This window comes from Nocardia sp. JW2 (genome assembly GCF_051843015.1).
In the GTDB taxonomy this organism is placed as follows: Bacteria; Actinomycetota; Actinomycetes; order Mycobacteriales; family Mycobacteriaceae; genus Nocardia; species Nocardia coubleae.
Window position 1 is genome coordinate 123737 of record NZ_JBPXLK010000003.1, and the last position, 23119, is coordinate 146855.

Annotated in this window: 27 protein-coding genes; 13 read left to right on the forward strand and 14 right to left on the reverse strand. The window is 63.5% G+C overall.

The window, feature by feature from the left end; translation table 11 throughout:
* The first annotated feature begins 124 nt into the window (after positions 1-124).
* Complete coding sequence (locus ACSVDM_RS05875; RefSeq protein WP_067486909.1) at positions 125-769, forward strand: TetR/AcrR family transcriptional regulator; 645 nt, start codon at positions 125-127, stop codon at positions 767-769.
* A gap of 8 nt (positions 770-777) precedes the next feature.
* Here ACSVDM_RS05875 and ACSVDM_RS05880 read toward each other — a convergent pair whose 3' ends face one another.
* Positions 778-1362: a hypothetical protein gene (locus ACSVDM_RS05880; protein WP_439263413.1), complete on the reverse strand. Its 585-nt coding sequence runs from the start codon at positions 1360-1362 to the stop codon at positions 778-780.
* 294 nt (positions 1363-1656) lie between these two features.
* Between ACSVDM_RS05880 and ACSVDM_RS05885 the strand changes: the two genes are divergently transcribed.
* Genes ACSVDM_RS05885 through ACSVDM_RS05895 form a run of 3 tightly spaced genes read left to right on the forward strand, consistent with a single transcriptional unit; the run spans position 1657 to position 3641 of the window.
* A complete protein-coding gene (locus ACSVDM_RS05885) occupies positions 1657-1875 on the forward strand; it encodes a three-helix bundle dimerization domain-containing protein (RefSeq protein WP_067642265.1) in 219 nt (72 codons plus the stop codon).
* 57 nt (positions 1876-1932) lie between these two features.
* Positions 1933-3018, forward strand: a complete 1086-nt coding sequence (locus ACSVDM_RS05890; RefSeq protein WP_439263415.1) for an S-(hydroxymethyl)mycothiol dehydrogenase — start codon at positions 1933-1935, stop codon at positions 3016-3018.
* Positions 3015-3641, forward strand: a complete 627-nt coding sequence (locus tag ACSVDM_RS05895; protein WP_439263417.1) for an MBL fold metallo-hydrolase — start codon at positions 3015-3017, stop codon at positions 3639-3641. The genes ACSVDM_RS05890 and ACSVDM_RS05895 overlap by 4 nt, the downstream gene beginning before the upstream one ends.
* Positions 3642-3666: 25 nt before the next feature.
* Here the strand turns inward: ACSVDM_RS05895 and ACSVDM_RS05900 are convergent, their stop codons facing one another.
* Positions 3667-4056: a DUF6223 family protein gene (locus ACSVDM_RS05900; protein WP_439263419.1), complete on the reverse strand. Its 390-nt coding sequence runs from the start codon at positions 4054-4056 to the stop codon at positions 3667-3669.
* A 528-nt stretch (positions 4057-4584) separates the two neighbouring features.
* Here ACSVDM_RS05900 and ACSVDM_RS05905 point away from each other — a divergent pair.
* Both ACSVDM_RS05905 and ACSVDM_RS05910 read left to right on the forward strand, forming a co-directional pair.
* Positions 4585-5673: a sensor histidine kinase gene (locus tag ACSVDM_RS05905; RefSeq protein ID WP_439263421.1), complete on the forward strand. Its 1089-nt coding sequence runs from the start codon at positions 4585-4587 to the stop codon at positions 5671-5673.
* Positions 5670-6332, forward strand: coding sequence for a response regulator (locus ACSVDM_RS05910; protein WP_439263423.1), 663 nt, complete (start codon positions 5670-5672; stop codon positions 6330-6332). The genes ACSVDM_RS05905 and ACSVDM_RS05910 overlap by 4 nt, the downstream gene beginning before the upstream one ends.
* A gap of 10 nt (positions 6333-6342) precedes the next feature.
* Here ACSVDM_RS05910 and ACSVDM_RS05915 read toward each other — a convergent pair whose 3' ends face one another.
* Positions 6343-6654, reverse strand: coding sequence for a nuclear transport factor 2 family protein (locus ACSVDM_RS05915; protein ID WP_439263425.1), 312 nt, complete (start codon positions 6652-6654; stop codon positions 6343-6345).
* Between ACSVDM_RS05915 and ACSVDM_RS05920 the strand changes: the two genes are divergently transcribed.
* Positions 6610-7284, forward strand: coding sequence for a TetR/AcrR family transcriptional regulator (locus ACSVDM_RS05920; protein WP_439263427.1), 675 nt, complete (start codon positions 6610-6612; stop codon positions 7282-7284). The genes ACSVDM_RS05915 and ACSVDM_RS05920 overlap by 45 nt on opposite strands.
* 26 nt (positions 7285-7310) lie before the next feature.
* Here the strand turns inward: ACSVDM_RS05920 and ACSVDM_RS05925 are convergent, their stop codons facing one another.
* The 7 genes from ACSVDM_RS05925 to ACSVDM_RS05955 form a co-directional block, all read right to left on the reverse strand.
* The gene (locus tag ACSVDM_RS05925) at positions 7311-7646 is read right to left on the reverse strand and encodes a hypothetical protein (RefSeq protein ID WP_439263429.1); all 336 of its coding nucleotides are present in this window, start codon (positions 7644-7646) and stop codon (positions 7311-7313) included.
* A 26-nt stretch (positions 7647-7672) separates the two neighbouring features.
* Positions 7673-8914, reverse strand: coding sequence for an oxygenase MpaB family protein (locus tag ACSVDM_RS05930; RefSeq protein WP_439263431.1), 1242 nt, complete (start codon positions 8912-8914; stop codon positions 7673-7675).
* 477 nt (positions 8915-9391) lie between these two features.
* Entirely contained in the window at positions 9392-9790 is a 399-nt protein-coding gene (locus ACSVDM_RS05935) for a DUF4870 domain-containing protein (protein WP_439263433.1), read from the reverse strand.
* A 70-nt stretch (positions 9791-9860) separates the two neighbouring features.
* Positions 9861-10280, reverse strand: coding sequence for a hypothetical protein (locus tag ACSVDM_RS05940; RefSeq protein ID WP_067642275.1), 420 nt, complete (start codon positions 10278-10280; stop codon positions 9861-9863).
* A gap of 92 nt (positions 10281-10372) precedes the next feature.
* Complete coding sequence (locus ACSVDM_RS05945) at positions 10373-10600, reverse strand: hypothetical protein (protein WP_439263435.1); 228 nt, start codon at positions 10598-10600, stop codon at positions 10373-10375.
* Positions 10597-11253, reverse strand: a complete 657-nt coding sequence (locus tag ACSVDM_RS05950; RefSeq protein ID WP_439263437.1) for an RNA polymerase sigma factor — start codon at positions 11251-11253, stop codon at positions 10597-10599. Before ACSVDM_RS05950 ends, ACSVDM_RS05945 begins: the two co-directional genes overlap by 4 nt.
* Complete coding sequence (locus ACSVDM_RS05955; protein WP_067642278.1) at positions 11250-11483, reverse strand: hypothetical protein; 234 nt, start codon at positions 11481-11483, stop codon at positions 11250-11252. Before ACSVDM_RS05955 ends, ACSVDM_RS05950 begins: the two co-directional genes overlap by 4 nt.
* Positions 11484-11569: 86 nt before the next feature.
* On the opposite strand from ACSVDM_RS05955, the gene ACSVDM_RS05960 reads away from it, so the two are divergent.
* On the forward strand, positions 11570-12058 hold the full coding sequence (locus tag ACSVDM_RS05960; protein ID WP_439263439.1) for a hypothetical protein: 489 nt from the start codon (positions 11570-11572) through the stop codon (positions 12056-12058).
* A gap of 27 nt (positions 12059-12085) precedes the next feature.
* On the opposite strand, the gene ACSVDM_RS05965 is transcribed toward ACSVDM_RS05960, so the two are convergent.
* Positions 12086-12727, reverse strand: a complete 642-nt coding sequence (locus ACSVDM_RS05965; RefSeq protein WP_439263441.1) for a HEAT repeat domain-containing protein — start codon at positions 12725-12727, stop codon at positions 12086-12088.
* Between the two features lie 812 nt (positions 12728-13539).
* Here ACSVDM_RS05965 and ACSVDM_RS05970 point away from each other — a divergent pair.
* From ACSVDM_RS05970 to ACSVDM_RS05980, 3 genes are all read left to right on the forward strand, one after another.
* Positions 13540-14637: a DUF262 domain-containing protein gene (locus tag ACSVDM_RS05970; RefSeq protein WP_439263443.1), complete on the forward strand. Its 1098-nt coding sequence runs from the start codon at positions 13540-13542 to the stop codon at positions 14635-14637.
* Positions 14637-15296: an MAE_28990/MAE_18760 family HEPN-like nuclease gene (locus tag ACSVDM_RS05975; RefSeq protein ID WP_439263445.1), complete on the forward strand. Its 660-nt coding sequence runs from the start codon at positions 14637-14639 to the stop codon at positions 15294-15296. Before ACSVDM_RS05970 ends, ACSVDM_RS05975 begins: the two co-directional genes overlap by 1 nt.
* Before the next feature lie 459 nt (positions 15297-15755).
* Positions 15756-15917 carry a hypothetical protein gene (locus tag ACSVDM_RS05980; protein ID WP_439263447.1) on the forward strand — a complete coding sequence of 54 codons (162 nt, stop codon included), beginning with the start codon at positions 15756-15758 and terminating at the stop codon, positions 15915-15917.
* A gap of 339 nt (positions 15918-16256) precedes the next feature.
* On the opposite strand, the gene ACSVDM_RS05985 is transcribed toward ACSVDM_RS05980, so the two are convergent.
* Positions 16257-17210, reverse strand: a complete 954-nt coding sequence (locus ACSVDM_RS05985) for a DUF6615 family protein (protein ID WP_439263750.1) — start codon at positions 17208-17210, stop codon at positions 16257-16259.
* On the opposite strand from ACSVDM_RS05985, the gene ACSVDM_RS05990 reads away from it, so the two are divergent.
* Together ACSVDM_RS05990 and ACSVDM_RS05995 are read left to right on the forward strand one after the other, a co-directional pair.
* Positions 17209-17745, forward strand: a complete 537-nt coding sequence (locus ACSVDM_RS05990; RefSeq protein ID WP_439263766.1) for a hypothetical protein — start codon at positions 17209-17211, stop codon at positions 17743-17745. The genes ACSVDM_RS05985 and ACSVDM_RS05990 overlap by 2 nt on opposite strands.
* Positions 17746-17750: 5 nt before the next feature.
* Positions 17751-18017, forward strand: coding sequence for a hypothetical protein (locus tag ACSVDM_RS05995; protein ID WP_439263449.1), 267 nt, complete (start codon positions 17751-17753; stop codon positions 18015-18017).
* A gap of 367 nt (positions 18018-18384) precedes the next feature.
* On the opposite strand, the gene ACSVDM_RS06000 is transcribed toward ACSVDM_RS05995, so the two are convergent.
* Together ACSVDM_RS06000 and ACSVDM_RS06005 are read right to left on the reverse strand one after the other, a co-directional pair.
* Positions 18385-18870, reverse strand: a complete 486-nt coding sequence (locus ACSVDM_RS06000; RefSeq protein ID WP_439263450.1) for a hypothetical protein — start codon at positions 18868-18870, stop codon at positions 18385-18387.
* Positions 18871-18987: 117 nt separating this feature from the next.
* Positions 18988-23064, reverse strand: a complete 4077-nt coding sequence (locus tag ACSVDM_RS06005) for a helix-turn-helix domain-containing protein (RefSeq protein WP_439263451.1) — start codon at positions 23062-23064, stop codon at positions 18988-18990.
* Between the last annotated feature and the right edge of the window lie 55 nt (positions 23065-23119).

Sequence of the window (23119 nt, forward strand, 5' to 3'; positions counted from 1 at the left end):
TATCGGGAACCGTATCGTTCCCGTACCGGAAAGTAACGTAGCCTGTGTCACACGCGATCGCAACGATGTGCTCTCCGCCGCCCGCCGACCAGCGTCATCACCCCGACCTGACACAATCACCCCTGTGACTGCGCCCGGATTCGACGCCGACGGTCGCCGGTACCGGGGCGCCGCTCCCGGGCAACGCCAACAGGAACGCCGTGCCCGGCTCATCGAAGCCGCCACCGAGGCCTTCGGCACCGAGGGCTACCGCAACACCACGGTGACCACGATCTGCGCGGCCGCCGGTGTCGGGAAGCGGTACTTCTACGAATCCTTCAGCGACAGTGAGGATTTGCTGCTCGAGGTGTACCGCGAGATCGCGGCGCGGATGATCGAGTCGATCCACGCGGGCATCAGCACGGCCGACACCGATGTGACGACTCAGGTCCGGGTGGCGCTGGCCGCCTATTTCCAGCTCATCCACGACGACCCGCGCGTGCCGCGCATCGCCTTCTTCGAGATCCTCGGCGTGAGTCCCGCCGTCGACCGGGCTTACCGCGATGTGCTCGACGCGCTGGTCGACATCTGTCTCGCCCTGCTCACCCCGCACGTCGACCACGACGCCCACCCGGCGGTGAGCGTGCGCACGGTGCTGCTCGGGCTGGTCGGGGCGATCGTCATCATCGCCCAGCAATGGGTGCTGTCGGACTACCGTCAGCCGATCGGCGATGTGGTCGACAGCGCGTGCCTGGTGGTCGGCGCGGTGCTGGAACGCCTTAGCCCTTAGCGGCCGGCTCAGGGCACCGTCAGCACGGCGAGTCCGACGAGAACATCCACCAGGCCGCAGAATTCGGCGAACGACCGGGCGACGGTGCGGTCGGCGCGACGATGCCCGTAGTCCCACAGGCCGTGGGCGATCCAGCCCGCGGCGACCGCGATGCGGGCCGCGCCGAGGTCGGCGTGCTGGGCGAATACGGCTGTGGCGGTGAACAGGACGAATCCCACGAGCTGGAGGACGAAGGCGCGGTCGACCCGTCTCGTCAGGGCCGCCCAGAGCACCGCGGCGGCGGCGATCACGGACAGCGCGGCGGTGGTCGGCACCCGATCCTGGGTTTCGAGGAGGACGAACACGACGGTCAGCGCGCCGAGGATCGCCCAGGTGTAGGTCGGCTTGCCCAGCGCCGCGGTGACGAGGTAGATCAGCGCGAGCACGACCAGGAACTCGGCGAGCACACGCACCGTGTTCTCGGCACCGGTCGGCCACATCAGCAGAACCAGGCCGAGCGCGACGAGACTAGGCCAGCGCGCAAGTAGCCACCCGAAAGTGCTGTCCGGCAATCGGTTCGGTTCGGAAGCCTTCCGCACTTCCCGTTCCGACATCGAGCACCTCCACTGGTCACCACCAGCCGGGCGGTGGGTAACCGCACGACCTGCCCGTATCGGGCCGTACAACAGTCTGCTCGCCCCCGCCTACATCGGTCGAGCGGAAAGCAAGTGAATGGCCTCCGCCTCGGGTCCTGCCGGGGCACGGGTGCCGGCCGGCCACTCCACCACCGGCTTGGACGCGATCACCGTGATCGACGGGTCAACGGTTCGCCTCACCCACCCGCCGACCGATCTGGTTTCGACGAGAAGTAGCTGTTGCCCGGCGCTCGGATCGGGTAACCCACCGATATGACTACTCACGAGCAGCAGCAACTCGACGAGGTCATCGAACGGTTGACCATCCGGTACCCGAACATTCCCCCCGAAGAGATCACCGACATCGTGCGCGAGACCTACCAGCATTTCGGTTCGGCGCAGGTGCGCGACTTCGTTCCCCTGCTCGTCGAACACCATGTGAAGGACGAGCTCGGAACGCCGACCGGGGACATTCCGCCGATCCCGGATTGAATCCGGCGCGGGCCCGGCTAGCGTGGAGGCCACCACGCAAACCATTAGGAGGTCCGCATGCCTGAATCAGTGCGCGGTGTCGTCGCTCTCACGAAGAACGCGCCCGTGGAAACCGTCGACATCGTGATTCCCGACCCGGGACCGCACGATGTGGTGGTCCGGGTGCAGGCGTGCGGGGTGTGCCACACCGATCTGCACTACCGCGAGGGTGGGATCAACGACGAGTTCCCGTTCCTGCTCGGGCACGAGGCGGCCGGTGTCGTCGAATCGGTCGGCGAGGCGGTAACCCACGTGGCCGAGGGCGATTTCGTCGTCCTGAACTGGCGCGCGGTCTGCGGTGAGTGCCGTGCGTGTCGGCGTGGCCGCCCGTGGTACTGCTTCGACACTCACAACGCGAGCGTCCCGATGACGCTTGCCGACGGCACCCCGCTCACTCCGGCGCTGGGTATCGGCGCCTTCGCCGACAAGACGCTGGTGCACGAAAAGCAGTGCACGCGAGTCGATCCCGGCACCGATCCGGCCGTCGCGGGACTGCTCGGCTGCGGTGTGATGGCCGGTATCGGCGCCGCCATGAACACCGGGTCGGTCTCGCGCGGCGACAGCGTCGCCGTGATCGGCTGCGGCGGTGTGGGTGACGCCGCGATCGCCGGTGCGAATCTCGCGGGCGCGGGCACCATCATCGCGATCGACCGTGATCCGCGGAAGCTGGAGTGGGCCAAGGAGTTCGGCGCCACGCACACGATCGACGCCACCAGCGTCGACGTGGTGGAACAGATCAAAGACCTCACCGACGGTTTCGGTGCGGACGTGGTGATCGACGCGGTCGGCAGGCCGGAGACCTGGAAGCAGGCGTTCTACGGTCGCGATCTCGCGGGCGCCGTGGTGCTCGTCGGCGTCCCGACCCCGGACATGAGCCTCGACATGCCACTGATCGACCTGTTCTCGCACGGCGGTTCGCTGAAGTCTTCGTGGTACGGCGACTGCCTGCCCGAACGCGATTTCCCCATGCTTATCGACCTGTACCGGCAGGGCCGATTGCCACTGGACCGGTTCGTCACCGAACGCATCGGCATCGACGACGTCGAGGCGTCCTTCGCCGCCATGGGCGAGGGTCGGGTGCTGCGCTCGGTGGTGGTCTGGTGAGCGCGCGCATCGAAAAGGTCGTCACCTCCGGCACTTTCAGCCTCGACGGCGGCACCTGGGACGTCGACAACAATGTGTGGCTGATCGGTGACGACGACGAGGTGCTCGTGATCGACGCCGCCCACGACGCCGACGCCATCGCCGCCGCCGTCGGCAACCGGAACGTCACCGCGATCCTGTGCACGCACGGTCACAACGACCACGTCACCGTCGCCCCCGACCTGGCCGCCCGCCTGGACGCCCCCATCCTCCTGCACCCCGGCGACGAACCGCTGTGGCGGATGACCCACCCGTCCGTCGGCTATCGTTCCCTCGACGGCACCGACCGGATCACGGTGGCGGGCACCGACATCGACATCCTGCACACCCCGGGCCACTCCCCCGGTTCGGTGTCCCTGTACGCCCCCGACCTCGCTGCCCTCTTCACCGGCGACACGCTGTTCTCCGGTGGGCCGGGAGCGACCGGCCGATCCTTCTCCGATTTCGACACGATCATCGATTCGATTCGGGACCGGTTGCTCACCCTCCCGGAGGACACGACGGTCAACACCGGCCACGGTGACAGCACGACGATCGGCGCGGAGAAACCATCGCTCGCGGAGTGGATCGCGCGAGGCCACTGAGTTCGAGCGAGCACGGCCCTCCTCGTCAGCCGACACGGCGGGAGCGGGCGAGCGAAAGCCCGCCGACGACCACACTCGCCAGCCCGAAGGCAATCGCCACAACACCCCCGCCGAGACCGTTCCCGGTGCCGAGCCCTCCTTCGGCCGTGGCGACCACCCAGGCGCCACCGACGATGGCGATCAGTCCCGCGACCAGAGCGAATACCGCTCTGGTCGCGGCGGGCCGGGCCAGCGCCCAGCCACCCGCGAGCACACCGAGCAGGCCGATGATCGCGGCCGAAGACGCGACGAGTCGACCGGAACTCATGCCGTAGGACGCGGCGAGCGCAGTCGCCGCCGAAGCGGGGGCGGCCGTGCCGACGGCAAATGGGGTGGTAACAGCGAGTGCGGCCAGGGTGCGAACCGGAGTGGGCATGATGTTCTCCTTCGTGAGGACGTGTCAGTGAGATGCACGACTGGGCGGTCGTTGCACGCGCCGGAATCGATGTGGACGCGGCACCGGCCGATCGCCGACTGCGAACCGGAGGCGGAATCACCGCGTGGCGACGATCGACCTGCTTCGGAGTACGCCTCACACGAGCAGCGCAGCCCACGAGCCGATGTGCCACCATCGACCTCCCCGGATGTCGAGGAGCGTCCCACCGCCGCGGGTGGTGGCGATCGGTTTTTGGAGTGCGCCGGCGGGCAAGCGATATCGTCCACCGCGCCGATGTGCCACCGTCGCCACCGGCTTCGTGCCGGAGGTCGTCGGCGATCAGTTCAAGAATGGCTGAAGCGCAGGGTCCGGTCGTCATGCCGCAGTGGACAATTCGTGATGCTGCGGATGCGGTACCGGCAGGGCGGGGCGGGGCCGTTCTTCGCTCGGAGTACCGCGTTCGTGGTAGTCGACGAGTCACCCAGCCGGACGACGCGGTCGGCGGCTGGTCCGGGCTAGGGTGCACAGATGAGCAGGGCACGGGTGGTCGACTGGGTGGTCGCCGTCGGTGTGGCGGTGGCACTGCTGGTCACCGGGATGAGCCGGGCGCACGGCAGCCCCGAGTGGCTGGGCTACGCGCTGCTCGCCGCGAGTGGTCTGGCCTTGGCCGGGCGTCGGCGTGCACCGGTGGGTGTGCTGTTGGTGACCGGGTTGTGCGCGGTGGGTTATCAGGCGCTCGGCTTCGATGTGCCCGTTGTGGCGTTCCTGTTCGCGGTGTATTTCGCGGTGCGCGCCGGGCACCATCTCGTGACGGTGATCGCTGCGGTCGCCCTGATCGTCGCGTTGCCACTGGCCGCCATGATCACCCTCCACGACACCGCCGCTGCCCTCGCCCGCGGTCGCGACGCACTCGAACTCGCCTGGTTGATCGCGGCGGGCGCGGCCGGTGAGGCCCTGCGGCAGGCCGAGCGCCGCGCCGACGAAGCCGAACGCACGCGCGAGGAGACCGCGCGCCGCCGGGCCGACGAGGAACGTCTACACATCGCCCGCGAGCTTCACGACTCGCTCACCCACCAGATCTCGGTGATCAAGGTGCAGTCCGAAGCCGCCGTGCACGTGGCACGCAAGCGCGGCGAGGACGTGCCCGCCGCCCTCCTCGCCATCCGGGACGCAGGCCGGGAAGCTGCCCGCGACCTGCGGGCGACCTTGACCGCCCTGCGCGACGACGAGGCACCACGTCCCGGCCTCGCCCACCTCGACGACCTGCTGGAACGTGCCCGCGCAGCCGGTGTGGCCACCTCGTTGACCGTCGAGGGCGACCGCACGGACGTGCCGGTGGCCGTCGACCGAACCGTGTACCGCATCGTGCAGGAAGCACTCACCAATACCGCCCGCCACGCCGACGCGACGACCGCGACGGTCCGCGTGGACTTTCGAGCGGACGGTCTCGTCATCGACGTCGAGGACAACGGCCGCGCCGCTCCCGTCGGCACGGGCGGGGTCGGGCTACTCGGCATGCGTGAGCGGGTCACCGCGCTCGGTGGACGTCTGCACACCGGGCCACGGCCGACCGGCGGTTTCGCCGTGCACGCCGAATTACCTTTGGAGCGATCGTGATTCGCGTTCTGCTGGTCGACGACCAGCCCTTGATCCGCAGTGGGTTCCGCGCCCTGCTCGATATCGAGGACGATATCGAGGTGGTCGCCGAGGCCGGTGACGGTGGCGAAGGTGTCGATCTGGCCCGTACGCACCTGCCCGATATCGCGCTCGTCGACATCCAGATGCCGCACGTCGACGGCATCGAGGCGACCCGCAGAATCGCCGCCGACCCCGCCCTCGCCGACGTGCACGTGGTCATCCTCACCAACTACGGCCTCGACGACTACGTGTTCGAAGCACTCCGCGCGGGGGCGGCCGGTTTTCTCGTCAAAGACATCGAGCCCGAGGACTTCCTGCACGCCATCCGGGTGGCCGCTCGCGGCGACGCCCTGCTCGCTCCATCCATCACCCGGCGACTCATCGCCCGTTACGTCACCGAACCAGTCACTCCCCCAGTGGGTTCCGGACTGGAGGAACTCACCACCCGCGAACGCGAAGCCGTAGCCCTGGCCGCCCGTGGCCTGTCCAACGACGACATCGCCAGCCAGATGTTCATCAGTCCCCACACCGCCAAAACCCACCTCAACCGGGCCATGACCAAACTCCACGCCCGGGACCGAGCCCAACTCGTCGTCTTTGCCTACGAATCCGGCCTGGTAACTCCCCGCAACCACTGACACCGACCGATCAGGCCGCTCGGGTCAGCTGCTCGAGCCGGCGCATCCTGCCGTCCCGCGTGAATTCACCGAAGAGGAAGACCTCGGTGGTGACCGGCCCCGTGGTGCGCATCGTCGCGTGAATGGTCATCCGGGCGGCGATCAGATCACCCTGCGCGATTGCCTCGTGAACCTCGAACCGATACTCGCGCAGGTTCTTTCGCACCGGACGCAGGTGGGCGATCAAGCGGTCGCGATCGACCCTGATCCCGTCGGCCACCTGCACGGCATCAGGTGCGTGGAACCGGTCGATCACCTCGGCCGGATCGTTGTCGATGTTCAACGCCGCCGCGGTGAACCGGGTGTAGAAGTCGGCGATGAATTGCTCGGGGCGAACGGGGCGGGGCTGTGGTCACGGCGCGCGGACGCCACGCGCAGCAGAGCGGCGGTCCTCTACGCCGCGACCCGACTCCTCGCGACACAGCCCGACGCAGGCATGGCTGCTATCGCCGCAGCCGCCGGTGTGACACGCCAAACGGTCTACGCGCACTTCACTTCTCGCGACGACCTCATGAATGCCGTCGTCGATCACACGACCGCCCGAGCTACCGAGGCAATACTCGCGGCCGACCTCGACAACGGGTCACCCACCGACGCATTGCTGCGGATGCTCGACGTGGGGTGGAAGTTCTTCCGCGCCGCTCCCCTCAGCTACCACATCGGCGCGTTCGGGCGTGAACGGGACGAGAAGCAGCAGGCTCCCGTCAACGACCGACTGCTCGGGCTCGTGATCCGCGGCCAACAGGAAGGCGAGTTCGACGCCACCGTGCCGGCGCAGTGGCTGGTAGCCGCGATCGTCGGTGTTTCGCACGCCGCCGGTGACGAGGTACGAGCCGGACGGATGACACAGCCTGAGGCAGAGACGGCGTTGCGCGACAGCGTGCTGCGATTGACCGCCGCCGGTTCACGGTGAGTCACTCCGGCGGCGGTCGCATCGATTCAGCTGTGCGGCAAGGGATCCGAGTTCGCCACGGTGTAGTGGGCGCGCCCCGGTGAGCACGGGCTGTAGAGCGACGACATGGTGGCGAGGTCGCAGATTCCGCTGGTCAGCATCTGGAAGGGGGTGATGCCGAACAGGACGATGAGGCCTATCAGGTCGCCGTTCTGGGCCAGATAGACCGCCGACTGCGCTGCCGCGGAACCGGCGTCGGCTGCGGACGAACCGGTTTCGGATTCGGTGGCGATCGGCGCCGGTTGCGCGGCGGCGGTGGCCGTCGCGGTGAGTACGCCGGTCGCGACGATCGCGGCGGCGGTGAGGCGGAGGGTGGTACGCATAATGCTCCTCGGTCGGTGCGGGTGAATCAGCGTGGGGGAACGCTCATGTCGCGGTTCATCGTGGGGATCTCGATGCTGATCGGCAGGCGCAATTCGGCCAGGTAGGTCAGTGCCGCCTTGCGCAGGAACTCGTCGAGCAACCAGTAGGCATCGCCCACCGGCGGGACGGCGCCGAGCACGCCCTCGCGCACGGCGATGAACGGGCCCCAGCTGAAGCGCAGCAACGGATCCCAGACGGGCTCACGCGGGATGGCGAGGCCGTCGGCGATCTTGTCACCGAGCAGGAACCGGGTGAACGAGCCGAGCACCGGCTTGGTGAGAATGGCCAGGTCGATATTGGCGCCGAGACTGAGCAACCGGTCGGCGAGTTTGGCGCCCTCCGGGGTGGCCTGCAGAATCGGGTCGAGCACCTGTGCCGCTTGGGAATTGGCGGCGGGCCACGACTTCGGGATGTATTCGTCGCGCACGCCGAGCATGTGCGCGGCCACCTGCCAGGAATGCAGGAACGCTTCGGATTCGTGGTGCGGGATCGGCACCTGCCAGTTGTTGAGGTGCTTCATCACCGTCGTCGGCAGGCTGTGCCAGGTGACCATGATGTCGTTCTGGCTGATCGGCACGTCCTCCTCGGCCGATTGCACCCAGTGCGGCGACTGCGGCAGCAGATGTCGAACCGCCGCGTGAACCAGACGGGTCTTCACGCAGGTGATGATCATTTCGCCGTCGGCGGCATAGGCGTTGTTGCTACCGATGTCGTAGCCGAGTTTGGCGGTTTTGGAGATACGGTCCTCGAGGTCGTGCCCGCCCTTGGAGTAGTAGACCGAGCGCGCTTCCTTCGGGATGACGGTGCTCATCATCCCGCTGGCGAACCCGTACAGCACACCGAGATACAGTCCGCGCTTCTTGTTGAACTCGATCGCGGTGTTCAGCTTCCCGTAATCGGTCCACTGCGGCATTCGCCGCGCGTATTCCATGAAATCCCGTAGCTCCGAGGGCAATCCGTCGGGCAGGGGCTGACCGTTGCGAGTCCAGGTGCGCAGCAGTTCGTTGACCCGCGGCACCTGGCCGCTCTCGATCAACCGCGCGACCACGCCGTCGGCCTCTGGGTCCCACACCGTCAACGGGTCGACCCCCGACCCCGACCCGGCGACCGATTCCTCCGGCGACCAACTCCACGGCTCCGCCCGCGCCGTCGTCGCTAACCCCAACGCCCCCAGCGCCCCGAGGACGCCACCAGCTTTCAGCGCATCACGCCTGTTGAGTCCATCCATTGCGTCACTCCTCGTCGAGTACAAGCACACCGCGACCGCAGGGAACGACCGATTCAGGTAGCCCGAGCACGCGCGGAATGAGTATTAACTTAACAGCGACAATCGATGCCATGCAGGCGTTTTGCCGAGGACGGTCGGCGGCGCTCCATCCCAGACCTCAGCGGGCTATTCGGCCGTAACTTATCCGATTGCAACCTGTTCTAGCCATATTTTCGACACCAGGGTTGTGAGCGACGACGGCGCTGCGCAACGCAGACGGTCGTTACGCACAAGGCCGATGATGCCCGTCATCGTCAGAAACAGTCAGTCACATAAGGCACAATCGGCTTCGGAGCCGAACGGACCGAGACGGGCGAGAGTCGGGGGGCGCGCAGAACCGGGCTCCCCGAGCTCCTGCCGGACGGCACCGATGCCGACGGCCCGAGATGGCTCGGGCCGTCGGCTTCTCTCGGTGTCGTGGTTGCTTCGGATACGCGGCTACTTGATCGAGCCGGCCAGCTGATCGGCGTAGGGAGCCGTGAACTTTCCGACGATGGGAAGTTCGGCACGGACACCGCCCTTGTTGTTCGCACCGACCATGGCCATGATCCAGACGACGAGCGCGAAGACCCCGAGCGCGAGTCCGGCGAGGCTGAAGATGATCCCCAGGGCACCGAGGAACGAGCCGGCGATACTCAGCACGATGTTGAGCACCGAGACGGCGCCGAAGAAGACGATCGACTGTGCGGCATGGAATTTCACGTCCGGATCGTTCTTTCCCACGAAGAGGAAGATGATTCCGGTCAGCCAGCCCAGTGCGTACGACAGGATCGCACTGGTCTTCTTGTCCAAGCCGGTGGACGGGGACTGGTTCGGGGGGAGCTGAGAAGATGTCATGGGTTCAGTAGACGGCGCCGTCGCCGCCTACCGATCCCAACTTTCGATACAAAGCCCAGGTCGCGGGGGTTCAGGGGCGGGCGGGCAGTCCGTTCGGGTAGGCCCAGGCCAGCCGGGTGAGAACCAGGGCCGCCGCCATGAGGCCGAAGTCGCGCAGGGCGATGTCGCCGTAGCCGCCGACCATCAGCAGGTCGACGATGATCGCGCCCAGCCAGACCGCGACGAGCGGGGCACCGAGCCGGGGCAGCAGCAGAACCGCGATGCCCGCGACGATTTCGATCACGCCGACGATCTGCATGGCGGTGTTCGCGTCACCGGGGGCGAGGGTGTCGAACGAGTCGGCGAGATAGCGGGTCCAATCGGCGGTGAGGAGGGTGGTGAACTTGTCGATGCCGAACAGGATCGGCAGGATGCCGAACCCCAGCCGCAGAGCCCAGAAAGCTTGGTAGCCGGGGTCTTTGACGGACACGGCGCGATCGGTGGCGGTCATGGTGTCTCCTCGAAGTGGGCGCGGTCGAGCGTCGGGCCGCGCGGAATATGGTTCGCAGTGTTAGTTGCGGTCGGCGCGCCGCTTCTTACCGCTCAAGACCTGTTCAGATCCTGAGCGAGCAGCTCGCGCACGGTCTGCTCCTCCTCGGCGCACGCGCCGCAACCGGCCAGATGGATGCGCATGGCCGGGTCGTCGTACCCGGGATCGGCGAGGCGGCGCTCGACATAGACGTCGATGCGGTCGAAGCACTCGTCGCACGACAGGTAGGGGCTGGTGTCGGTCAGCAGGGCGTCGATCACCGTGGGAGTCGGATCGGTCATGGGGTGCTCCGATCGGGACGGTTGTCGAGATGCCCGCTCGCGATCAGGGCGGCGCGCAGCTTCCGGCGGGCATCGTGGAGTGTCTTGTAGAGGGCGTTGCGGGTGCTGCCCAGCCGCTCGGCCAGCACGTCGATCGGCACCTGCTCCACCACCAGCGACAGCAGAATGCGGCGTTGGTGCGGCGTGAGTTCGCGGGAAATGGCCGCTTCGAGCGCGCGGGCGAGGTCGACGGCGCCGGCGAGGGCGTCCGGGGTGGGTGCGGGGTCGATGTGCCAGGCGAGTGCGTCGGGCAGCAGGATCTCGCGGTGCCGCCATGCCTGCCTTCGCACGGCCACACCCGCGATATTGACCCCGAATTTGTACGCCCAGGTGGTGAACCTGCTACGCCCTTCGAAGGTCGAAAGTCGTTGCAGGACAGCTACGACAGCATCGTCGGCGCACTGCTGGGCCAAGTCTTCCAGTTCCGCGGCGCCTGCGCCGGGCAGCAGGTCACGCAACCGCCAGATCTGATGCCGGGTGGCGCGCAGCAACACCTCACGCAACCGCCGCACCGCGTGCCGGCCTGCGGGTCCGTCGTCGACCAGGTCGGTGAGCCATTCCCGATCGGCGTCCGGCCGCGCGACCCCCGAGGTGGTGGGCGGCAGCGTACTCATCGCGGATTCTCCGGCAACGGCGCCAGGATCCGCACCGCCAGCTCCGGCGCACAGCCCTGGTCGACGAGCTGCGACAACGCATGCACATCGACCTCGGGATCGGACGTCACCGTCTCAGCCAACCACGGCGGAAACCCCGACGCCACCAACCACCGGCTGCGCCATTCCCGCACCTCCCCGGGCACGGTGTCGACCGCGGGCAACGCGGCCTGTGTGAGTTGAACAGTCATGATCTCTTGGTGTCGCGCGACGCCGAGTTCTTACCGGTTGTTCGCGAGGCATTGGCGGGTCGCGAGGCCCGTGGTAGGCATGGAGCATGTCCACGCCGGACGATCCACGTGACGCCTCCCGGTTGCACCGCCTCGCGGGCCGATGGGCCACCAACGGCCACGTCCTGGCCGACCCACCCATCCCCGTCCTCGGTTTCGACACCTACGACGTCTTCCCCGGCGGCCATTTCCTGGTCCACCACATCGACGTCACCGTCGGCGACCAACCGGTCCGCGGCATCGAGATCATCGGCGAACCCGACCCCGACGGCCCAGCCTTCCTCGCCCGCTCCTACGACAACACCGGCAGCACCGAACTGATGCGCGTGGAAATCGTCGACACCAACACCTTCCACTTCACCGGCGGCCCCCAGACAGCCACCCCCGCCGCCCCCACCGACACCGAAACCGCCGCCGTCCGCTCCACCCTGACCGTCGCCCCCGACGGCGCCTCGATGACCGCCCTGTGGGAACGCTCCGAAGACGGCACCACCTGGCACCCCTGGATGCACATCACCTTCACCAGACAACCCTGATTCCGCATGACCGCCGACGCCCGAGTCTCAGCCCTGTTCGTGGCGAATGATCCTTTCAGCATTACGCCTGTACCACGCGAACTCGGAGAACAAGAACGGCTCGACGAGCTTACACACACCTCGAGCTCGTAGCTTCGCCAACGCATCGAGAGCGTGACCTTGCACGGTCTCGTCATCGAGTTGGGCGATGGCGATCGCTAAGGCATCTGGATGCTTCGATTTGCCGAGCCAGGCGACCACCATCTGCCGGTCGGCTCCGAATCCTCGGTCGGCAGCGATGGCGGCGAGTTGATCGAAACACTCCTTGCCTGCAGGAATCTTGTAAAGGGCATTTCCCGCCGCCCACCGCACACGTGCACTTGCCGGCTTGGCGTGCTCGAATTGGCCGATCAGCGCCGGGACCGCCGCTGTGTTGCGCGATTCCGAACAGTTCAGTGCATTCGTCAAGCTAAGGCGCGCCAAGTCTCGCCCTCGGGTTTCCGGACCAGGCCACCGGTCTTCGAGTTCGGCGAGCCATTCTGCGATCACGACGATGACCGGTGGCGAATTCTGCCTGCGGCTGCCGATTTCGGCGATCGTGTCCGCATACCCGCCTGCCTTGCGATACGCGTCGAGCAAGCTGGCCGCCGCTTCATGGCCGGACTCGGCCTGCGCGATTCCTTCCGCCAATCTGGCCGCGTTCGTAGGCGATCGCAGTAGGTACAGCCTTTCCTGCATCGAGTCGAACGTCTCGTCACTCGGCAAGACGGAGTCGCCCTTCTAGTCTGCGAAACAAAAATCCCCTACCGCAGTGGGAGGGGGATTCTAACACTCCCCCATCTGGACTCGAACCAGAAACCTGCCTGTCGACATTCAGCGCTTCTCAACACTTCTCAAGGATCTCCAACACAGCCCACATCGCCAGTACATTCGCCGTCCAGGGCATTCGCACTGCAGCCCGCCAGATCTCATTGCTTCCCGTTGAATTAGTGTTGATTCTGTGTTGCGGGTCGAGTCTCGACAGCCCATGGCGACCACCAGCGGGGGTTGTCGGTGTCGCGCTCGCCCGAGGCTTGGTTGCCGCGGATGTGCGGGTGTTGGTGGCCGACAGCGGCCCTGAAGCCACGGCCCGCGTCCTCGATGCCGTCGGCGCGCTCTCCGGGTCCGCCGCCACGCTGTGTCCAAGTTGACCTGAGAGACTGAACGGGCCGTGACAGTACAGGGTTCGTGACACATGCGCGGGGCGTTCTGCCATGCCCACGGCATCTCCTTCCCCGAGCGGACCATCACCAAAACCGCTTCTGGTAGGGAACCACAAGACACTGCGCGGCGCTCGCCGCCAGCGAATCCGGCCCTGTACCCGGTGTCACAACGGAGAAGTCCAGCGCTACAATCGCTTCGGCACCTGGTGCTAATACCCCCCTCCGGGGGCAATTAGGCGTGCTAGGTGCACACCTAAGTATGAGCCGCGTTGCCCATCCATGTAAGGTCAGTGATACACCGTGAGCAATCTTGAGTCGGAGCTCGACGCGGCGAGACGAACAATTTCCACAGATAGCTACCCGATGAGTGTGGGTGAGCTCACTAATATGTATACCGAAGGTGATCTCATTATCCGCCCGCCGTTCCAGAGACTCTTCCGCTGGGACGAGGATCAAAAGTCTCGCCTAATCGAGAGCATCCTCATCGGCATTCCGCTTCCATCAATCTTCGTTGCCCAGGATAAGGATGGCCGTTGGGAATTGGTGGATGGACTACAGCGGATGAGTACCTTGCTCCAGCTTCAGGGCTTGCTTAACAAGGAAGATTTCCCAGCGCTCACGCTGCGAGCCACCAAGTACCTCCCATCCCTTGATGGGTTGGTTTGGGACCATAAAGAAGACGAGCAGAAGGCTCTGACGCCCGCGCAGCGGCGCGACATAAAGCGAGCCAAAATCGATCTCAAGATCGTGCAGCGGGAATCAGACCCGAAGACGAAGTTCGACCTTTTTCAAAGACTAAATTCTTTTGGCTCTAAGTTGTCGAACCAAGAAATACGGAACGCTCAATTGGTCGGCGTCAATTCCAATTTTGTCGAGTGGCTAGGTAACCTTGCGACGCATGAATCGTTTGTCGCTCTACTGAGACTTCCTGATAGTGAAATGAAGAAAAAATACGATGAGGAGCTCGTACTTCGATTCCTTTACCTCCATGAGATGTCAGATGAGCAGATACTTGGCATTCGCAACTTCCAAGATGGCCTGCAGGAGTTTGCGATTAATCTGGCATTGAATTTCACCAACGAATACAAGCCGCAGGCAGAGGTTGTGTTCAAGGAAACCTTCGATCGCCTTAATAGCGCAGACGAGAAAATCTTTGGGCGGTGGGATAGCACGAAGAAAGACTTCAAAGGCGGGTTCCTGAACTCTTCCTTCGAAGCGCTCGCGATCAGCCTCGGATACCTCCTTCGACAGAAGGTAGCAATTCGCACTGATCTTCGTGAAGCTGCCATTGAGTTCTGGAATCTGCCAGAGATGACCGCACGATTCGCCACAGGAAAATCCACCGAAGCTAGACTGGCCATGATGGTTCCGGCCGGACGAGAGATCATCAGCGCCTGATGGCAAAGATTCATTCTGTAGAATTCCTCGATGACGCGATTTCGGCAGAGATCGCCTGGCGGAAACAAGAGCTAACCACCGCACTGAAAGTCATCCGACAGTCGAGCGGGCCCGCACAGAAAGCGAATGTCAGATCCGGGATTGTCATCCTTTATGCCCACTGGGAGGGGTGGGTGAAGGGTGTATCCCAGCTCTACATAAGATATGTCAATACCCAGCGCTATCCCTACGACAAGCTCAGTAAGGCGTTCCTGGGAAACGCATTGAAGACGCGGTTGAATGCGATCGATGAGGCCAGCTTGCCTCTAGCACATAACGAGTTCGCCCAGTTCATCCAAACTGGCCTTACTGGCCGGGCCTCGCTCTCCGAAGGCCTAGTACGGACTGAAAGTAACCTGTCTTCAACTGTCTTCCTCGACATCATCGATAGGTTGGGGCTAGAGAAAAGAGCGATATATTCGCTGCGAGCCAATATGATCGATCAGGATCTCGTGTATCGGCGGAACACAATCGCACATGGCCAGCACCTAGCACTGGGACTCGATGAATATCAGGTCCTGCGTACGAAAACCATGGAGCTCTTGGAACTGTTTACCGACGATGTTCGGAATGCTGCATCTACGGGCGCCCACCTCGCGATGCCTGTGGATCAGGAATAGATCGCCGGATCGTTGGCTGAGATGGACCCGTGTCGGGGCGTCTGTGTACTAGCTGTGTACCGCAGGCGGATTTGGTGCCCGGCCTTCCTTCGCGGGAAAGTCGTCTCTACCCGGGGTGGCAGAGGGTCCGGCCTGTTCATTACGAGTCGAATCCCTGTGTCTGCTGGTGATCTGCTGACGTCCGTCCAGCTCCGCGAAGTGGAGAAATGCTTCCGTAGAGGTCTGGCTGGCAGCTGATAGTGCTGTCGACGACGCTTTGTCCTGCAGGCGGGCCGCGTCGCTTAGCGAAGAACCTCTTCCTAGATGTTGACGGTGTCAGTGACGCCATCGACGACTTGAGCCGTTCCACCGATCCCGAACTAGTCCGCATCTGCCCCGCTCCCACTGGCCCGCCACCGATGGTTGCTCCGGTAGGAACCTGCGAAGTCGGAACTGATTGCGTTGTGGCCCGTTCCAGGGGTGACGTCACCTCCTACCTTCCGGATGACCTCGGCGTTCCCTCCGACTGTCGAATCGGTAATCGCCTGGACCGCACCTGGTCTGCGGGCCATCACCATGCCCGCGATCGACACACCCAACCCGACCACGCCGACGAAGAAGCTCAGCACGCTGGCCAACTGATCGCGCTCGCTGAGCCCCAACCACGCGAACAACCCGATGCCAACGCCGACACCCGGAGCTGCCAAGGCGAAAAGCGCCCGCCCGCAGGCATTTCCAGACATCCTTCCATTATCGCAGCCACATCTTGCACGGCACTCGAACAACCGATCGAAACTCGAACATCAGACCTTCGCCGCCGCGATCACCATCGCCCGCATAGCCACCAATGCCAGCATCGGGGTCGAGGCCAGGATGACTTTGGGGCGTGGTGACTCCGCCTACGGCACCGCAACTTCAGTGGACCGCACCACGAACGGGTACCCCATGTCTGACCGCACCGGATTCGCCGTCGGGAGTGACTTACCCCGGTCGGAGGACAGATTCGCCCCGATACAGCGCAACGACATATCGCGGAGGGTCTCCATACGGGTAGTCAATTTCATGGATGTCGGCGAAACGCGGTCCATCATGGGAAGGTAGATAGTAGGGCGGCTCGGCATGAATGCCGACTGTCATCGGAGGTTCGGCCACTGTTCGGCTGTTGAACTGTGCCCACAAGTTTGACGTCATCAGTTGAGTCGCCAGCCTGGTTGCGCTTGAGGCGCCGCCGCGACCGAAGATCACATGAGGTCGGCCGGTGGTCGCCCGCGGTGCCCGTCCGAACCGGCACATGGCCGGGCAGCTAGCCAGGCAACTCCAAGGAACCGCGTGATCCGACACATCTGCCAACGAAACGGGCTTGTTTCCCCTTATTTGCAGTAGCGAGTGCGCGGTGTGAGCGCTGAGGACTGTCACCCCCGATGAACCAGATGGGAGAATATCCTGCTGAGCGCAATCACGGGAGGACAGCGCCTGACGATTGGCCGTGTTGTTGTACAGGACATACAGCGGAGGGATATCGAGCGCCTTCGCTGTCGCAATGAGGCTGTCAATTTGGCGGGCAGGGTGCGGATTACGTTTGCTGGGCTCCGGTTTGTAGTTGAAGCTGTAGGTTCCGGCTTCAGAGAGTCGCTTCGCTTGGATCAACGCGCCGAACCAACGAGTGCGACCCTCAATCCACCACTCCCAATCCGCACCTTGGGTTGACTCGTCGGCACGGCCGATCATTTGTACCTGCAGATTCGGCAAGTCTCGCCGCAAGTCGAGTAGCAGCGAATTCGTCAAGGTCTCTTCGGGCTGGCGGATCCCCAGCCGCTCGCCATCTGCGACTCTGCGCCCCGACCACCTTGCCCAATTTCCTAGCCGGAGAACGACATCAGGCTCATCAACGTTCGCCCTGACCCACGACGCCCAATCCCTCACTGCTCGGTACATGGCATTCAGTGTTGCCCCTGATTGCCGGACAGAGGAACCGTTTCCGCATTTATCGCGGATCAAGATGCCGGACACGCGTGAGCAGCAGAGCGCTCGCGCGATTCAGCGCAACGGCAGCTGGCGAGCGACGACGCGTTACGGCGACGAGGACGGCATCAGCCGGCCCGTCGACCGCTTCGGTGCCACCAAGGGGCAAGCCGAGGACGCACTCCGCCGCACACTGGCCGACCGCAAGCACGCGCAGGGCAAGCTGATCACTCGCGAGACGACATTGACCGAACTTGCCGAACTGTGGCTCGCCGAGAAGGCCGTCCAGGATGGCATCACGCCGCAGTCGCTCGACCTCTACCGGCGCGAGATCGAGGTCTCGACCGATAAGAGAGCCAAACCCGACGCGATCAAGATCAAATCTTCGCTGGGCAGGCTGCTGGTCTGGGAGCCCTCGACAACGCGACTGGATCCCACATCAAGCGCATCGCGCTCGACGGTCATCGGGAGAAGGCACGGCGCCAGCGCGTCATCCTGTCAGAAATGATGGGGATGGCAGTCCGGCGCGCCGCGATCGACCGCAACCCCGTCCGCGAAGTCGCCGACCTACCGCGCAAACACACCAAGCCCCGTTCCGCCGACATGACGACCCTGGCCCAATTGCGGGCGCAACTCACCGACTGGGTCAATGGCGCTCCACTCGACGGATCAGCGGGCTATACGTACGGCCGCAAGCGCAATCAACGAGTCCTCGATGTCGTCGACGTCGAACTCGGTACCTGTCCACGCCCGGGAGACCCTGGCGCTCCGCTGGTCTGACGTCGACCTTGAATCGCGGCCCCCGCGAATCACCTTCGCCGGCACCATCGTTCGTCTCAAAGGGAAGGATCTGATCCGCCAACCGCGTACCAAGACCGACTCAGGCTATCGGGCCGTCTTGATCCCGCCGTTCGTCGTCGACACCCTGCGCCGTGTTCGATCCGAAGCAGTTTCCGAACGATCTCGACTTTGGTGTTTCCCAACCGCGACGGCGGCATCTGGGACCCGCACAACTTCAACCGATTGCGGAAGCAGGGCCGGGGTGAGAACTTCGCCTGGATCACCGCCAAGACCTTCCAAAAAGACTGTTGCCACGATGATCGCTGGCGCACACAGCCCCGAGGACGCAGCTCGCCAGCTCGGCCACTCAGGCGACGCGGTGACCCACCGTCATAATGATATCTAGCTGATTGCTCAGGCAGATAATCACGTTCTCCACGACGCCGAGTGCAATCTGCTGCATCGTTGTGAGGAGGTCCAGTGCCTCCGTCAGTTGCCCAGCTGGTGGGACGAAGCGTCCGACCTCGAACACCGCTGATTGGAGTGCATCGTATGCCTCTATAAGCTCCTCGACCACGCCAAATAACAGACGCCCGATACTCGCTGCGGGCTGGCAAACAATGCTAACTATCCGATTGACGGATGCATCCAGCTCATGCCAACGAGTATCGATGTGACCATCGAAAACTGCCCACGCCCATTGAGCCGATGTAGACTGCACCGTTGCCGGCAAAGCCCTCGGTCGCGTAATAGGCAACGCCTTCTTACGCCATCCGCCAATGCAGCCCATGGCTGCCGAACGCTGTTGCGAGCTTGTCCCTTTGAGTGCATCAATGGCGTCACGAGGTGTCACCTCCCCATCTTTGCAGGTGAAGCGAGGAGCTGCTTACAATTTCCCGATCACCGCGTTCATCGAGCTTAGACTTAACAGACGGCTATGCCGATTTTAGCAATATGTGTGGTCGTCCGCTCACCACGGTCGTGGGTCGGGCTCGTGGTCTCGGTACCGGTTCACTGCATCAGCGCCTCGTTCGCTGAGCTTGCGATAGAACGTCGCAGCAACAGGGGCTGTCTCCAGGAGTTGTTCAGCAATACCTGCGCATTCATCACGCAGCCGCATGTCTTGGGGGTACGGCTCGCCTGGGACCCCATGACGAGTTCCTGTCAGTGCTGACTGCCCCAGAGCGTCCTGAATCCATCCGAGCTGCTTTGCCGAACGGGCGGACAGGGCAGTCAGAGCATCAATGACAAAGTCAACCTCTCGAAAGACCAAGTCATCAGGTGCCTCTTGAAGGACCAGACACACGACTTGGGTGTCGAGGTCGGTCCCGTGTTGCAGCGTTTGCTGAAGAAGTGTTAGAACGGGTTCATCAAAAACCACTGCCGCAGCAGCGAATAGGCTGCTACCCTGCATGGCTGGCAGAGGCGACGTTCGATCCTTCAACCACGAGAGCAATTCACGCAGCTGTTGGATGAAGCTGGGATGCTCCCGCACCGCTAACGTTTCGGGCCAGGAGTATGGGACTGGCTTGTATCGATTCGATGTCGACGTCAGCTCGCTCCGCTCTATCCGCTGCCGGAGCAGCTCGAGCACAGCCGCTGGGTCCTCGGCCGAGCGGAGCCGGAGGAAGCGCTGGATGGAATAGTCATCGAGGTTATTCAGCTCCCGGACGCCATCCCAAATCACTGCCTGCTGCTGCGACGACAACGATGTCCATGTGAGAAGTCCATAGATCTCCAGGCCATCGAGAATGGTCTGAGCGAGTCTTGGTGAATCAGAAAACGGGACATGAACCAACAAGTCTGAGGCGTGGTTGGGATGCGTTTCGGCGAGACTGAAGGCTGCTTCAGCAACAGCCCCACGCACATCGGCATCGGACTCAACAGCGAACTCGTGGAGTAGGTCCAGCTCTCCATCAAGCAGTGGTTCAGTTCGACGGTCGCGGCCTGCGAGGCCGATCGCTGCCTGGGTCCGAACCGTCGAAATGTCGCTGTCGAGAAGCCGCCTGGTGATTGCCATCAAGCCGCCGGGCTGTATCTGCCCTACCAGGTTGACGACATCCGCGACGAACACGTCCAGGCTGCTCCCGGGGGCAACCAGTACCCGTTCCAGTAGTGTCGTTGCCAGCGTCGGCCGCCTGGTCAGGAGTGCTTCGATGAGATTGTTTCTGGGCGAGATTCGACGATCGAGCGCGTTCCGCTGAGCTTGTACACGGTCTTCGAGTAGATCGATGATTGCGTCATCGTCCAGTTCTGTGATTGCGCGCTGCGCGGTGTGCGCGACCGCAGCAGCCCGCCCATGTTGGCTTTCTTGCCAATCCATGCCTGGCTTACGGTAGAGCCTGGCCCACCGCCCTTCAGAAAGCCACAACGCGAACCAAAAATCCAGAGTGTCGGGTAAAGACTTGCAAGCCCTTTCCGCAGCATCGTGTACCGGGCCCGACCCATAATTCACATGCCATGACAGACCTTCGAAGACACCCAACGATACAAGTGGGTCAAGGTGAATCGACTGCAGAACCTCCTGGAGCTGCACGACGGTATCTACGAAATCGGAGTGCCACCGTGCCTTTTCTTCGTCGGTGACTTCCCGACCGATCAAACCATTCGGGTATCGCAGCGCCAGCCCGACGAACCACGTCCCGACGATCGCCCGTGATAGATCGCGACCGCAGATTTCTTTCACAGCGAGGCCGATAGCTCGACGTCGAATCGCGCGAATCCCGTCTGGATCGAGCGCAAATCCCGTCAACGTTAGTGTGTACCCGCGATATCGGTGCGACTCACCTTCGGTCGCGACCAACGGCTCGATGGCTTTGAGGGGGGACAAGCTGGTTTCGTGCTCGGCCCACGACTCGGCCAACTCGATCATGTCCTGATTCACGCCTAGCGGTTTCTCCAACCCGAACTGCGAAATCTCCTTCAAGATCGTGAGCGGGTTGTTGCTCTGTGGGTCGGCTGAGCGGTGGTGAGCGTTCTGGGCCAGGCTCCATAACAGGTTGCAGGCACTTTTTCGGGCTTCTCTTGTATACGAGACGAGGCGCGCCGTCGTGGCCATTTCGTTGAGCACGTGCTGCCAGCGCCAACCGAACCATGAGTGTTCGCGTGCTCCGGTTTCATCATCGACCGGATGGTCCAACACCCACTGTACGAGTGCGAGCGCATGCTTCGGCTGCATTGCCGCCACCTGATTAACGCTCTTCAATACCTGCATGTAGGTGGAAATGCTATTGTCTTGCAGAGAATCTTGGATAAAAGCCCAGCACCTGTTCACCGCGTCGGACATGCGGTGTTCGACTTGCCAATCCACCCTCGACACATTGAGGAAGACATGCACGCGGGCCGCTCCGCTCGTTGCCGCTAGCACCTCGGGCAAGTAGCCGTTGTCCACGCCTGATCGCCGATCGAAGCAAGCGTCGGCCAAAACAACATCGGCGAGCAGATCCGGAACAATGCGTATGGATGTATTGCGCCGCAGCAGGATTCCTGAATCCTCAAGTTCTCGAAGCTGGTAACTGACGTTCTTGTAGGTGGTACCGACGAGGGTCGCGATGGCACTTTGAAACTCGGGCTCGTCGCTACGGAAGGGCTGCAAGATCGAGACCGCCTCCAGCACGGTCCGACGTCGTTCGTGATCGCCAGCCGCAAACAACGCGTCCCTGAAACCCAAGAGGATCGTTTCGCGGACACGGTCGTCCTGTTCGAGGCCCGTGGGGTCTAGTTTGCCTGCTCGGATGAGGTAGCCACCAACGACAGTTGCGAGAGGACAGTCACGGGTAAGTGCGGCGAGCCTATCGGCGTGGATTTCTGACTCCGGGCCGAGCGCCGCGGTGGCCAATTCGACGGCAGCGGCCAACGACAGGTCGCCCAGTGTGACCGTCGGGAGGTCCGACAGCAGCAGGCCCGTTGGCCGCAGAGCTCTGTCGAGTTCGACCGTTCCATAGGGTCTGGACGAAATGAGGATCTTTGCGCGGGGATTCCTGGTGAGGACCCCGGCGACCACTGCGCCACAATTGTTTCGATCATGGACGTCATCAACAACGATGAGAACGGCTCCAGTGCTCGGGACCGCCTCGTATGACTGCCCGTCGAGCACCGCATCCCTGCCGAGTATTCGAACAAACCAACCCTCGGTCGCGAAAATCTCAGCCACCGAAAGAAGCAGACGAGACTTGCCGATGCCCCCACGCCCGAAGGCCACCGACACCGCCGGACTTTCAGCACGAATGGCTTGGTCCAGCATCGCTACTTCATTCTCGCGGCCTACGAGCTCCCAATCGTGAGTGAACGCCTGGTCCCCAGACGCGGGAGTGTAGAACTCGCTGATCGTCTGCCAGGGCCCGGGCAACTCCTTGCCCAGGAAATCCTTCCGATAGCTGGGGAAGAAGGTATCAACGAAACGCGTGGAATCGTCGTCGGACATCTTCTCGCGTACATAGCGAGATAGGGTCTCGCCATCCCATAGTTCCCAGCCCAGGTGATTTGCTATCTCGTCACGGGCGTCAGTGGTCGCGACCTCACGTGCAAGAAATAGATAGTTGATTGTTGCCGGCTCGCTCACTTTCGTGATCGCCTCGCGGATCGCAGCGGCACCAAACGTCTTGTGGCGTTTGCACTGGCCGGTCGCGTAGCGCACGCCGTCGATCGTCGTAAGGAGATCGATGCCGTACTGCTCTTCACCGGATCCGCCGTAGCGTGCGGTGTGGCCACCGGGGTGGCGATGATCCATGACCGAAATGCAGGCCAGCTCAAATCGGTCCGGCGTGAGCTGGCTGAAGGGCAGTGCCCCGAGCAGCGGCCGAACTGGTTGCGAGATCTCGCTTCCTGCACGCAACATCGGGTGGTGTCCGGCAGCGATGAGCAGCGTTTCAGCTTCGATGCCCAGCACCGTGGCGATAGTGCTCAGGACATCCCGGCTGGGGTGATTGGTTCCCCGTTCCCATCGGCCGATCGTTTGGCGGGAAACTCCGACGCGTTGAGCCAGCTCGCTCTGCGTCAACCCCGCATCTGATCGACTGGTCGCGAGCAGCTCCGCCAACGTTTGCACCCAAGAATCCTATGGCCGTGCCGATCTTGGGCCGACAGCACGTCCGATACTGCCG